Genomic DNA, 12,896 nt, shown 5'->3' with positions numbered 1-12,896 from the left:
CCGGGCGGGCATGCCGGGCTTTTTGCTATTTCCTTCCTGTCATAGACGTGTTACCAGCCCTCGCCAACTTCCAAGCAACCCATGCAGACCGCCGGGGCGGACGATTCGTTTCCGGACAGGGTCGCATTTTTATTAAACGAAGGAATTTGGCCATGGCACGCATCATTGAAACGGCAACCGGCGCCGACGCGCTTACCTTCGACGACGTGTTGCTGCAGCCGGGACATTCCGAGGTCATGCCCGGCCAGACGAATATCTCCACCCGCATCGCCCGGGATTTCGAACTCAACATCCCGATCATCTCATCCGCCATGGATACCGTCACCGAGAGCCGCCTGGCGATCGCCATGGCCCAGGCCGGCGGCCTCGGCGTCATTCATCGCAACCTGACGCCGATCGAACAGGCCGAGCAGGTCCGGCAAGTGAAGAAGTTTGAAAGCGGCATGGTCGTCAATCCGGTGACGATCGGCCCCGATGCGACGCTCGCCGATGCATTCGGGCTCATGAAATCCTACAGCATCTCCGGCATCCCTGTCGTGGAGAAGTCCGGCCGCCTCGTCGGCATCCTGACCAACCGCGACGTCCGCTTCGCTTCCGATCAGGAACAGAAGATCCATGAGCTGATGACCAAGGACAATCTGGTCACCGTCAAGGAAAACGTCGATCAGCAGGAGGCCAAGCGCCTGCTGCATTCGCATCGCATCGAGAAGCTGCTGGTGGTCGATACCGAAGGCCGCTGTGTCGGCCTCATCACCGTCAAGGACATCGAGAAGTCGCAGCTGAACCCGAACGCTTCCAAGGATGCGCAGGGCAGGCTTCGCGCTGCCGCCGCCATCAGCGTCGGTGACGACGGCTTCGAGCGCGCCGAGCGATTGATAGAGGCCGGCGTCGACCTTCTGGTCGTCGATACCGCCCACGGCCATTCGCAGCGCGTCCTCGATGCGGTTGCCCGCGTCAAGAAGCTTTCCAACTCGGTGCGCATCATGGCCGGCAATGTCGCCACCTATGACGGCACCAGGGCGCTGATCGATGCCGGCGCGGACGCCGTCAAGGTCGGCATCGGTCCGGGTTCGATCTGCACGACGCGCATCGTTGCCGGTGTCGGCGTTCCCCAGCTCGCAGCCATCATGTCGGCGGTTCAGGCCGCAAATGACCAGGACGTGCCTGTTATCGCCGATGGCGGCATCAAGTTCTCCGGCGATCTTGCCAAGGCGATCGCCGCAGGCGCTTCCGCCGTCATGATCGGCTCGTTGCTTGCTGGTACCGATGAGAGCCCGGGCGAGGTCTATCTCTACCAGGGTCGCTCCTTCAAGGCCTATCGCGGCATGGGCTCCGTCGGCGCCATGGCCCGCGGCTCGGCAGACCGTTACTTCCAGGCGGAAGTGCGCGACACGCTGAAGCTCGTGCCTGAGGGCATCGAAGGTCAGGTGCCGTACAAGGGGCCGGTCTCGGGCGTCATCCACCAGCTCGCCGGCGGCCTCAAGGCGGCCATGGGTTATGTCGGCGGCAAGGACCTCAAGGATTTCCAGGAGCGGGCGACTTTCGTGCGCATCTCCGGTGCCGGTCTTCGCGAAAGCCACGCCCATGACGTGACGATCACCCGCGAGAGCCCGAACTATCCGGGCGCCGGCCTCTGATCATGAAGGCGGGCAGCGGGATTCCTCTCTGGATCGTCGCGCTGCTCGCAGCCCTTTGCCTTGCCGTGCTCGCCTGGACGACCTTCGGCTTCGTCGTTCCCTTCAAGCACGAAACCGGCCAGGCGGTGCTCGATACTTATTTCGCCGGTTACGACGAGTCTGCGGTCTTCCACATGCAGCAGCTGCTTGATGAGAACGAGACGGCGACCAGGCTGCTGCGCGCCATGTATTTCGGGCCGGAGCTGATCTTTCCGGCATTGCTGACGGCGCTGCTGTTCCTCGCCTTCCTCAAGCTCGGTCCTGTCAGTTCGTGGTTCGGCCAATCGGTCCATCCGGTCATTAGCAAGGCGGTCTACCTGCTGCCGTTCATCTACGGCATCGCCGATTATGGCGAGAATATCTCGAGCCTCATCGCCTTCGGCAACGGCGCGTATGCAGGTCTTGCAACGTACCTGCTGCCCTGGATGACGCGATTGAAATTCGCAGGCCTCGCCATCTGCTTCATCGTCGCCGCCCGGCTCGCCGTCATGCGCTGGCTCTCTTCGCGCCAGGACTGAGGCGCCGTTTCCATCCAGCTCCATGTCGAAAAGCCGGGACACCTGCGCCGACGTGCCTTAGCGACGCAGGTGCCGATGGGGCGTTGCCCTATGCTGGTATCCAGCTCCCCTTTCGGCTAATGCTCGCGTCGAAAGCGGAAGCCGAAAGGAAACGACCAACATATGACCGGCTATCAAATCTTCTGGCCACTGCTTGCCCATGTGGCCCTGGTCTATGGTCTTTATGCGCTTCTGGGCATGCGTCGCGCCAGGATGGTCCGCGCCGGCAGCATCGCGAAATCGGATTACCGCGAAAACCGTGGCGAGCCGGCCGAAAGCCAGGTAATCAAGAACTGCCTCGCCAACCAGTTCGAACTGCCTGTGCTCTTCTACGCCTGCTGCGTTCTTCTTTATATCACGGACGCCGACAATATCGTCACCGTCGGGCTTGCCTGGGGCTTCGTTGCCCTGCGCTACGCTCATGCCGTCATCCACGTCACGAGCAACGACCTGCGCTATCGCAGTCCGATCTTCGCTGCGGGTTACCTGGTGCTCGCCGCCATGTGGGTTTGGCTCGCCATATGGATGGCGATGGGGTGAGGCGGCAGGCCTATCAACCGTCATACGGACCAGACCGCTTGGATCTGGTTGTGTGGCGATAGAATCGCAGCCTGAAATCGCGATAAAACCCGCTTTTTCCAGTCGTTAAAATACGAACGTTTCCATTTACCGCGGATGAAGACCTGCATGTCATATCGGCTCGACGCGCTGGCTGGCATATGCCTTCCGCCGCGAACAAAAAGAATGGGAACGACATGGGCGCGGAAAGCATGGATCGGATCGGCTTGCGCAGGAAGCCGAAGCAGGAGCGCAGCATCCAGAGGCTGGACCTCATTCTCGCCGCCGCCGCCAAGATCATCGCCGAAAAGGGCGTCAGCGCCATGCGGATGACGGAACTCGCCATCGCCGCCAAGGTACCGATCGGTTCGGTCTACCAGTATTTCCCGGAGAAGGCGGCAATCGTCAAAGCGCTCTTCGATCAGCATGCCTCGGCGATCCAGGCGAAGACCGCGGCGATGTTTAGCGACGTACGCTCACTCGACCAGGCGCTCGACCGCGTCTGCGCCACCATCGACTGGTATTACGATTCCTACCACAACGATCCCGTCTATCTCGGCGTCTGGATGGGAACGGAGACCGATCAGGATCTGCTGCAGCTGAATATCGAACATAGCGGTCACGTCGCCGGCATCTTCCATGACGCCGTGCGTCAGTTGGCTCCCGACCTTTGCGACGAAGACATGTATGCGCGCACTTACCTGTTCAGCCACCTGATCGGCGCCGTCATTCGACTTGCCGCCGTCAGTGAAGAGGCGCTGGCGCGGCGCATGCTCGATGAGTGGAAGCGCGTGATCCGCGCCTCCCTTTTTGCCACGATCGTGCCCCGCGCCGCCTGAACTCTTACCAGCTTGGTACCATATTGGCCGCCTTCAGCCGCGGATAAAGGCGCGCCTGGGCGGATTTGACGTCTGCCTCCAGGCTGTCGTCGGCGACAGTAGGCGTGATATTGTCGAGGCAGGCGGTGATATGTGCCGTGATCGCATTCATCAGCGAGAGTGAAACGCCCGGCCGCTTCATGATTCCGATCTGCACCGGCGGCAGCGCCGGGAAACCGTCTGCCTGGCTCAGCACCTTCATGCCTGTCCGCAGCGCCGATTCCGGCATCACCGAAACCGCCATGCCGGCAAGCACGGCAGCGGCAACGACAGTGCAGGACCAGCTGGTGAACAGGATCTGGTGCTCGCGTCCCACAGCATCGAGCGCCGAGCAGGCGAGCTGGCGCCACTGGCAATCGCGCCGGCCGACGGCAAGCGGCACCGGGGCGTCGTCACGGATCGGATGGTTGGCCGAGCCCACCCAGCAGAGCGGCTCGGTTCTCACCACATCTGACATGCGCTCGCGCGGATTGTGGGTGACGAGCGCGATGTCGAGTTCGCCCTTGTGCATGCGCTCGGCCAGATCCACCGAGGGCTCGCAGACGATATAGAGCTCGACATTTGGATGCGTCTTGGCGAAGCGGCCGATGATTTCGGGCATGTAGCGGTCGGCATAATCGTCCGGCGTACCGATGCGCAGCATCCCCTCCAGCCTGTTGTCGTCGAAAGCAGCAATCGCCTCATTGTTGAGGCGAATGATGCGCCGGGCATAGTTGAGCAGTTTTTCGCCCTCGACCGTCAGCCGATTGCCGCGTCCGTCTTTGATGAACAGCTGTTTGCCGATGCGCTCCTCAAGACGGCGCATCTGCATGGAGACGGCCGATTGGGTCTTGTAGACCCTGTCGGCGGCCTTGGTGAAGCTGCCGGAATCGACGATGGCGATGAAAGTCTGCAATTGGTCGAGATCAAGAGGCGCGGACATGTTTTCACCCATAAAGATAGCTGATGATAATCATTAGAAACATTCGTTGGACTGATCAATAGGTCTTTGGCATCTTCGGGATGCAAATCAAGCAAAGTGAAGGACAGACACCCTGCCTGTCCGAGCCAATTCAGCCTTGCTCCTTCCCGTGCGAGCTTGCGGGAGGGGTGGGTTGTTGCGCGCCTGAAAGAAATCGAAAGAAAGGAGAGTCCCATGCGGATGACAGACAGAACAATAGAACTCGACTGCGGCAAGCTCACCCCGACGTTTTCCCAACGTCTGGCAGCAGGCCTCGCACCGTTGACCTCCCTCTTTCGCGGGTTCCGCAATCGCATGGAGATCAACACGCTGCACGATCTGAGCGACGCTCAGCTGAGGGATATCGGCCTTAGCAGGGCCGACCTGACCTCCGCGTTCCTGGCGTCGACCTTCTTCGAGGACCCGTCGGAACATCTGACGCGCTCGGCGCGCAATCGCTGGCGCCTGTCGTCGTTCTTGCGCTCCTACGAGGAGCAGGAGCGTTAAGTTTCCCCGCAGGGTGATAGCCAATAGCCCTGCCGCTTGACCCGGTGATCGGCTTTCCCAAGCCATCTCCGGGTTTTTTTATGCGCGAAAGCATGTCGCGCAAAAGTGTGTCGCGGTTTTGCGATAACGACATGCGCAAAAATCTAAAGCATGTCGCGCAAAAGTGTGTCGCGGTTGTGCGATAACGACATGCGAGAAACCAAGGACCTAAAGCGTGGCAAGCGAATCTGAAAGATCGCGACGCGCTTTAGTGCGCTATTCGCTCTTTTCCGAGGAAGGCTTCGGCCGATAGGTTTCGAAGATCGCTTCCAGGTTCCGCTGGTAGTTCTTCTGCACTTCCAGCCCGCTGTCGAACATGGCGTTCAGCATCTCGGTATAGCTGTCGGCATTGACCTTCGCCTCTTCCTTCGGCCCCTCCGGCGTCTTGGCCTTGGCCTTGGTCGTGGCCGCCGGCTGCTGGCCGAGTCCGCCCATCATCTCCTGGAAGGCCTTGGCGAAAGGATTGTCGAGGAAGGGGTTCGGCGTCTGCGTTGGGGCAGGCTTCGGCACGGAAAACATCTGCTGCATCGCCTGCGTAAAGGGATTGTCGAAGACGCTAGGCTCCGGGGCCGGCTTCGGCGCGAAGCCGGTACTCTCAAGCCATTTCTGGATGGTCTCGCCCATCGGCGTGTTGACGAAGGGGTTGACCGGCGAGGCCATCTGGCCGGTCGTCTGTTTGAAGAGCCCGCCCATCAGCGTATCGGCCAGCACCGGCAGCATCCGCTTGTAAATGTCCTGGCCGATCCCGGTCATCTGCGCCGCCTGGGCAGCGACCGCGCGCGAAACCTCCTTCGAGCCGAAGAGTTGGGCAAGGATGTTGTTGCCGTCGGAAATACCCTCCGGCGTGAACGCCCGGTTCATATCCTCGAAATATCGCGCGTAATTGCCGGAGGAAACCGCCTGCATCAGCCCGACGAAATCATAGGGATTGCTGGTGCTGCGTTTCAGCCCGGCGGAAAAGGCCGGCATCAGCGCCGCCATCGCTTTCGTCGCCTGTTCCTGCGCAAGGTTGAACTGCCGGGCGATCGCCTCCATCGCCGCGCCGTTCTGCGCCTGCATCATCATGTCGAAGAGTGGCAGCATGGAAGTCCCTTTCCCCCGGTCGTGCGCGTTGTAACGCCACTATAACCGGAAATGGCAATGCGCAAACGGCTTTTTGCCATAAGAACTTAGCCTGATGAGGCGAAAGCGGCGATAACGACGGCCGGCCGTCACTCTCCGTCGGCCTATATGCTATCCTCACCGGAAACCGATCCCTGCGCGCCGGCGTTCTTCTTCCATGGCCGAAACCAAATCCTCCACTGGTCACGACGAGCCGCCACCGAATGAAGACGGTGCGAAGCCGGGCGCCGACATTTCCTTTCCCTACGACAGGATGACGGTCGAGCAATTCCGAAGACGCTTCCCCCGTGCCCGCTGGAGTGATACCCGCAAGGCCTGGTTCGTTCCCGGGCGGACGGCGTCCCGCCGCATCGGACGATGGCTTGCCGAGATGGAGGCCGAAGCCGACGCCCATGCGGATGCGAAGGGCCGCGACGCCTTCGCCTTCGATCCCATCGACAGTCCATATCTTGAACTTGGCAAGACGGGTTTTCGAATCCGCACGCCGTACTCGAAGACCGTCGTCGACGAGTTGCGCGAGGTGCCATTCTCGCGATGGGACGGCGATCTCAAGCTATGGCACGTTCCCTTCCGGTCCTATGAGGAACTCACACGCCGGTGGCCGGAGATCGAGGCGGCGGCGCGCAGAAACGAGCCGGAGGAGAGACGACGTCGAGCCGAGGAGCGCAAGGGGACCGAACAGGATGTGCGCAGCAAGCTCCGCTCTGCGGAACGAAAGCGTCATCGCTACCCGCTTCAGAGCGGCGACTTGCCGCCGATAGGACGGCCTGTGGTCACCGCCTATGGAATCGTCGTCTTTACCGAAATCTCAGGTGAACTGGTCGACCCGAACGTCGTGACGGACTTCTATCCCGGCGTGACCGAGGATCACGTCTGGGGATATTGGCGGGTCCCCACATTGGAAGAACTCGTCCACACCTGGCCTGCGAAGACGCCGCCAGTTCAAGACGCCGAGTGGTGGCTGCCGACGATCGAGGAACTGAGGCCCGCCCGTCGCACGGCCAGATCGCGCGAAGCCAGGAAGCGCGCGAAGGCGCCGTGACCACAGCTTGCTACTGCATATTCCTTGAATCGATTCCGATTCAGGGAATTCAGGGGCTCAGGCTCAGTACTGATAGTCCTCAAACACCGGTTCGACCGAGCCCTGCCAGCGGCCGTGATAGAGCGACAGCAGATCCTCGGCGAGCGTCGCCTTTTTGGCGAGCACCTCTTCGAGCGGCGCCAGGAAGATGCTCTCGTCCTGGCCTTCCCGGTTGAGCCTGCCCCGCGCCTTGAGGCCGGCCCTTGATATGCCGATTACCTCGCGCGCCATGTCGAAGAGCGGATGTCCGCGGAATTGCGACTTCAACCCTTCGGCGGGAACGGCGTTGCGCAGCGCACCGATCTCGGCAAAGCTCCAATCCTTGGTCAGTTCGTCGGCGGCCTCGAGTGCCGCATCGTCGTAGAGCAGGCCGACCCAGAAGGCCGGCAAGGCACAGATGCGCCGCCACGGGCCGCCGTCGGCGCCGCGCATTTCGAGGAAACGCTTCAGCCGCACGTCGGGGAAGAGTGTCGAAAGATGGTTCGTCCAGTCGCCCATCGTCGGCGCCGGATCGGCGACCTCGCCCTTCAATGCGCCGTTCATGAACTGGCGGAAGGTGACATGGGTACAGTCGTGATAGCGGCCGTCGCGGACGATGAAATACATCGGCGCATCGAGCGCCCATTCGGCATAGTCGCGGAAGCCGAAATCGTCGCGGAAGGTGAAATCGAGCAGGCCGGCGCGCCGGTTGTCGACATCGCGCCAGATATCGCCGCGCCAGGAGAGCAGCCCGTTCGGCTTGCCCTCGGTAAAGGGCGAGGATGCGAAAAGCGCGGTCGCCAGCGATTGCAGCTTCATCGAGACACGCATCTTCTTGCGCATGTCGGCTTCCGAGGAGAAGTCGAGATTCACCTGGATCGTGCAGGTGCGGTACATCATGTCGAGACCCTGGGTACCGACCTTCGGCATATAGCGGGTCATGATCTCGTAGCGTGACTTCGGCATCTGCGGGGTTTCCGCATAGGTCCATTTCGGACTGCCGCCGATGCCAAGGAAGCGGATGCCCATCGGCTCGGCGATTTCGCGCAGCGTCGCCAGATGCTGGTTTGATTCCCGACAGGTCTCATGGATCGTCTCGAGCGGTGCGCCGGAGAGTTCGAACTGGCCGCCTGGCTCGATCGAGATCGCGCCCATACCGTTCTGCTCGGCAAGGCCGATGATGTTGCCGCCGTCGGTGATCGGCTCCCAGCCGCTTTTCTTCTGCAGGCCGGTCAGGAGGGCCGAAATGCTGGCATCGCCAAAATAGGGAACCGGGCTGTTGTCGGCGCGAAAGAAGGCGAATTTCTCGTGTTCGGTGCCGATCCGGAAGCGCTCCCGCGGCTTGTTGCCCGCGGCGATATAATCGGTCAGATCCTGGACCGAAGAGAGCGGTGTCTGGTCGGTAGTGTCGCGGGCCATGCGGGATACCTGTATTCGGAAATGCGCCCAGGGGGCCGGGCAATTGGAAGGGTGATTTGGACCCAAGCCACCTATGTTGCAAGTGAAATTCTTTCAACGACGCATCAAAAAAATAGCGCCGATTTCCATGTCAACCCGTTTTCGAGGTCACTTCCAGTCGCCGATCGCCGCCTGCACCACCGCCAGGGCCGCAACAGCTGCCGTATCGGCTCGCAGGATGCGCGGTCCGAGCGGAATGGCGGTAACGAAATCAAGGCTTCGCAACCGCGCCCGTTCTTCTTCCGAAAAGCCGCCTTCCGGCCCGACGAGCAAAGCGAGATGTCTTTCCCTGATCGCCGACAGCACCGGCAGCGGGTTTTGCCCGGCATCACCCTCGTCGCAATAGATGATGCGGCGCCCGCTCGGCCAGCGGTCGAGCAGCTCGAGAAGCCTCACCGGCTCGGCCACATTGGGAATGCCGAGGATGCCGCATTGCTCCGCCGCTTCGACGACATTGGCGCGCAGCTTGTCGAGATTGGTGATCTTGCCCTGGACGTGTTGGGTCATGACCGGCTGCAGCAGGCCGGCTCCCATTTCGACTGCCTTCTGCACGAGGTAGTCCATGCGGCCGACCTTGAGTGGCGCAAAGAGATAGTGCAGGTCGCAAGGCAGCGGCTGTGGCCGCGTCTCTTCGGTTGCCGTCAAAAATATGCGTTTGCGCGTGGGGAAGGTAAGCGTCGCCTTCCACTCGCCATCGCGGCCGTTGAAGAGCAGGATCTCTCCACCTTCCTCCATCCGCAGCACATTGGCGAGATAGTTGAACTGATCGGCATTCGCCTCCACGACGGCGCCGCTGGAAAGCGGCGCTTCGACGAAAAGCCGTTGCATACGGAAATTGGCGCGCATTTAAAAACTCGGGATCTCAGACGAAGAGCGCGAACATAACCCAATAAATCATTGCCGCAAGCGCTGCCGAAACCGGCACGGTGACGATCCAGGCGGCGATGATCGTCATGAAATGCGAACGGCGCACGAGATAGCGCCGCCGTGTCTCGTGGATATTCGGCTCTTCCGGCTCGTCGATATCAAAGCTTTCGGCCTTGCGCCTTATATAGGCGATGCGGGCCTTCGAATGGCGCGTGTACCATTCGCGGAAGAAGCCGACGCCGAAGACGGCGCCGACGGCGATATGCGTGGTGCTGACCGGCAAGCCGAGCCAGGAGGCGACGATGACGGTAAAGGCTGTCGACAGCGCGACGCAGTAGGCCCGCATCGGATTGAGCTTGGTGATCTCCTCGCCGACCAGGCGAATGAGACGCGGCCCGAAGAGAAGCAGGCCGACGGAGATGCCGACGGCGCCGATCAGCATGACCCAGAGCGGCGGATGCCCGACGCCGCCGCTGCCGCCGATACCGACCGAATGGACGATTGCCGAAAGCGGCCCGACCGCGTTGGAAACGTCGTTGGCGCCATGCGCGAAGGACAGCAGCGCCGCCGAGCCGATGAGCGGCAATCGGAACAGCGTCCGCAGCGAGCTGTTGCGGTTTTCGAGATCCCGCGCTTGGGCGAGAACGAGCGGCCGGGCGATAAGCCAGCTTACCAGCCCGATGCCGATCCCGATGAGTATGATGGTGGAAGGCTGAAATCGACCGATAGGCGACAGCTGCAGCACCATATAGGACATGAAAACGCCGGCCATCACCGCCACCAGCACCGGCACCCAGTGCCGCGCGGCTGCGATCTTGTCGTCGCGATAGACGATCAGGGTCTTGACGAGATAAAGCAACCCGGCGGCGATCAGCCCGCCGATCAGCGGCGAGGTGATCCAGCTCGCGGTGATCTCCAGCATCACCCGCCAGTTCACCGGCTCCGGCCCGACGGCTGAGATGCCGGCGCCGATCACCGCCCCGACGATCGCGTGGGTGGTGGAGACCGGTGCGTTCATCCAGGTTGCGAGGTTGATCCAGAGGGCCGCTGCCGTCAGTGCCGCCATCATGATCCAGCCGAGCATTGCCGGCGGCACCTGGACGGCATCGACGATGTTTGCAGAAATCGTCTTGACGACCTCGCCGCCCCCCACCGTGGCGCCAAGAACTTCGAAAATCGCGGCGATGATGAGTGCCTGGCCCATCGTCATGGCGCGCGCGCCGACGGCAGCACCCACATTGTTCGTCACGTCATTGGCGCCGATGTTCATCGCCATGTAGCCGGCAAGGGCCGCCGCCGCGATGACGAGCATCGCTCCCGGCTGGTCGAACACGTAGACGCCGGCAAAGAGCATGGCCAGACCAACGAAGATCAGCCCGAGACCAGGCGGCACCAGCCGCCGCAAAACATGCTTCGCAGCGTCCTCGGCATGGGTGATCTTGTCGAGGTCTTTGTCGAGCGTTCGTTTCGTGAGGACTGCGGGACGTGGCGGCATTCTTTTTCCTGAGGATGAATCTGCTTCTACGCTGCTTTCCTAGCAGCGCAAGATGGCAGGATTCATTCTGCCGGAATTTGTTTCACTGCCGGAATTTGTTTTGCCGCCTTGGCCGAAAGCCTGTCGGCCATCATTTGTTTGAAGGCGAGGAAAAGGTGGCGGAGCTCCGGTTCGCGCACGCGCGCCGCCGCCTCGTCGAACGAGACCCATTCGATGCGGCGCTCGCCCTTCTCCTTGAAGTTTTTCGCCATGTCGGTGACTTCGAGCGCATAGACCTGCACCTTGCAGATCACCTGCACCCCGTCGCGCAGCACCTTCGAATAAGTGTAGGCGCCGAGTGTCTCCGTTTCGACTATGCCGCGGACGCCGGCTTCCTCGAAGGCTTCCTGCATCGCGACCTCATGGGCGCATTTGCGCGTCATCGGCCAGCCCTTGGGAATGACCCAGCGGCCTGTGTCGCGGCTCGTCATCAGCAGCACCTCGACCTCACCGCTCTTCTTCTTTACCCGATAGCAGAGCGCACCATATTGCTGTCGCGGCGGACGCCGGAACATCAGTTGCACATCGGAGGCCAGTCGGGCGAGAAGAGTCAATAGTCGGGTCACCTTCGCAGTCGTCGTTAGGAATCACTCATATACGTATATCACGGAAAGCTTACGCAATCCAAAAGGCCACAGGACAATTCGAAACGCGATTTGATCGTCGTTCATAGGGAAATCGAGGTGGGACAGGTTCGGAAAATCCGCCACATCCTGTCTCGAATGCGTCACATTGCACAGCTGTACAATATGGCGTGATCTTGCCTTTCGTTCAATGGCGAGATCTAGTGATCCACCATGATTTTGCGAATGTCGTCCTCATGCGTCTTCCCCCGCTCAATGCCATCCGCGCCTTCGAGGCCGTCTGCCGCCACGGCAGTATTCTGAAGGCTGCCGAAGAGCTGAATGTGGTGCGCGGCGCCGTGCGCCAGCAGATCGACACGCTGGAGAATCACTTCGGCCGCAAGCTCTTCCTGCGTGACGGCCGCAGGCTGGTCCCGACCTTGCAGGCCAGCGCTTTTGCGGCCGCCGCGAGTGCGGCTTTCGACATTCTGCAGCGCGCCGCTTCTGAACTCGAAGGCGCCGTGCCGGGCCGCATGCGGCTCGGCGTACCCTCCGCCTTTGCGGTCTGGTGGCTGATGCCGCGCGCAGCAGACATGCAGGCGTGCCTCGGCGATACCGTCGACATCGTGCCGATGACCGTGGTCGAACCGCTGCAGATGCACCCCGAATTGGACGCCGTGATCATGGGCGGCGAATACCGGCCGGCCGCAGGCATTACCGCCCTGCGGTTCATGGAGGACGAGTTCGGCCCGGTCGCGACGCCTTCGCTTGCCGCGACACTATCGAGCGACCCGGCGGCGATGGGCGCGCTGACAATGCTTGTCAGCCGCAACGTTCCGAAGCTCTGGGACGAATGGTTTGCCGAAAGCGGCACGCCGCCGGTCGTTTTTTCCCGCGCCCAGGAATTCGAGGATCTGCTGCTGGCGCTGGCTGCTGCCCGCTCCGGGCTCGGCATCGCGCTTGCGCCACGCGCGTCGATCGAGGACGATCGCCAGCGCGGGCATCTGGTCGCGCCCTATGGCTTCATCTCCCGGCCATCGGGCTATAGCCTCTGCTGCCGCACGCCGGATGCGAAACGGCCGGCCTTTGCCGCCTTGGCCAGCTGGCTGCTTCGTTGCGGGACACCGGCCTGAAAGG

Annotated in this window: 13 protein-coding genes; 7 read left to right on the top strand and 6 right to left on the bottom strand. The window is 61.6% G+C overall.

Annotation, left to right across the window (positions count from 1 at the left end):
* Positions 1-152 precede the first annotated feature (152 nt).
* From guaB to BS630_RS06010, 4 genes are all read left to right on the top strand, one after another.
* Positions 153-1,637 (top strand): IMP dehydrogenase, encoded by a 1,485-nt coding sequence (gene guaB / locus BS630_RS06025; RefSeq protein WP_025393298.1) that lies wholly within the window; start codon positions 153-155, stop codon positions 1,635-1,637.
* Between the two features lie 2 nt (positions 1,638-1,639).
* Positions 1,640-2,194: a hypothetical protein gene (locus BS630_RS06020; RefSeq protein WP_077976655.1), complete on the top strand. Its 555-nt coding sequence runs from the start codon at positions 1,640-1,642 to the stop codon at positions 2,192-2,194.
* 162 nt (positions 2,195-2,356) lie between these two features.
* Positions 2,357-2,773: an MAPEG family protein gene (locus BS630_RS06015; RefSeq protein WP_077976654.1), complete on the top strand. Its 417-nt coding sequence runs from the start codon at positions 2,357-2,359 to the stop codon at positions 2,771-2,773.
* 215 nt (positions 2,774-2,988) lie between these two features.
* Complete coding sequence (locus tag BS630_RS06010; protein ID WP_077976653.1) at positions 2,989-3,630, top strand: TetR family transcriptional regulator; 642 nt, start codon at positions 2,989-2,991, stop codon at positions 3,628-3,630.
* Between the two features lie 4 nt (positions 3,631-3,634).
* Here the strand turns inward: BS630_RS06010 and BS630_RS06005 are convergent, their stop codons facing one another.
* A complete protein-coding gene (locus tag BS630_RS06005; protein WP_032999350.1) occupies positions 3,635-4,591 on the bottom strand; it encodes a LysR substrate-binding domain-containing protein in 957 nt (318 codons plus the stop codon).
* 213 nt (positions 4,592-4,804) lie between these two features.
* Between BS630_RS06005 and BS630_RS06000 the strand changes: the two genes are divergently transcribed.
* Complete coding sequence (locus BS630_RS06000) at positions 4,805-5,116, top strand: YjiS-like domain-containing protein (RefSeq protein WP_017959118.1); 312 nt, start codon at positions 4,805-4,807, stop codon at positions 5,114-5,116.
* Between the two features lie 255 nt (positions 5,117-5,371).
* Here BS630_RS06000 and BS630_RS05995 read toward each other — a convergent pair whose 3' ends face one another.
* A complete protein-coding gene (locus BS630_RS05995) occupies positions 5,372-6,238 on the bottom strand; it encodes a DUF937 domain-containing protein (protein WP_077976652.1) in 867 nt (288 codons plus the stop codon).
* Positions 6,239-6,434: 196 nt separating this feature from the next.
* Between BS630_RS05995 and BS630_RS05990 the strand changes: the two genes are divergently transcribed.
* Positions 6,435-7,319 carry a hypothetical protein gene (locus BS630_RS05990; protein ID WP_077976651.1) on the top strand — a complete coding sequence of 295 codons (885 nt, stop codon included), beginning with the start codon at positions 6,435-6,437 and terminating at the stop codon, positions 7,317-7,319.
* A 63-nt stretch (positions 7,320-7,382) separates the two neighbouring features.
* Here BS630_RS05990 and BS630_RS05985 read toward each other — a convergent pair whose 3' ends face one another.
* The 4 genes from BS630_RS05985 to BS630_RS05970 all read right to left on the bottom strand — a co-directional run bounded on the left by BS630_RS05985 (position 7,383) and on the right by BS630_RS05970 (position 11,750).
* Complete coding sequence (locus BS630_RS05985; protein ID WP_077976650.1) at positions 7,383-8,756, bottom strand: glutamate--cysteine ligase; 1,374 nt, start codon at positions 8,754-8,756, stop codon at positions 7,383-7,385.
* A gap of 147 nt (positions 8,757-8,903) precedes the next feature.
* Complete coding sequence (locus BS630_RS05980; protein ID WP_077976649.1) at positions 8,904-9,641, bottom strand: 16S rRNA (uracil(1498)-N(3))-methyltransferase; 738 nt, start codon at positions 9,639-9,641, stop codon at positions 8,904-8,906.
* Between the two features lie 16 nt (positions 9,642-9,657).
* Complete coding sequence (locus BS630_RS05975) at positions 9,658-11,157, bottom strand: inorganic phosphate transporter (RefSeq protein WP_077976648.1); 1,500 nt, start codon at positions 11,155-11,157, stop codon at positions 9,658-9,660.
* 62 nt (positions 11,158-11,219) lie between these two features.
* A complete protein-coding gene (locus tag BS630_RS05970) occupies positions 11,220-11,750 on the bottom strand; it encodes an NUDIX hydrolase (protein ID WP_077976647.1) in 531 nt (176 codons plus the stop codon).
* A 233-nt stretch (positions 11,751-11,983) separates the two neighbouring features.
* Here BS630_RS05970 and BS630_RS05965 point away from each other — a divergent pair, with 233 nt between their 5' ends.
* The gene (locus tag BS630_RS05965) at positions 11,984-12,892 is read left to right on the top strand and encodes a LysR substrate-binding domain-containing protein (protein WP_077976646.1); all 909 of its coding nucleotides are present in this window, start codon (positions 11,984-11,986) and stop codon (positions 12,890-12,892) included.
* Positions 12,893-12,896 lie beyond the last annotated feature (4 nt).

Origin of the sequence: Rhizobium laguerreae (assembly GCF_002008165.1) — a bacterium.
Classification (GTDB): domain Bacteria; phylum Pseudomonadota; class Alphaproteobacteria; order Rhizobiales; family Rhizobiaceae; genus Rhizobium; species Rhizobium laguerreae.
This window is presented reverse-complemented; position numbering and strand designations above follow the sequence as displayed.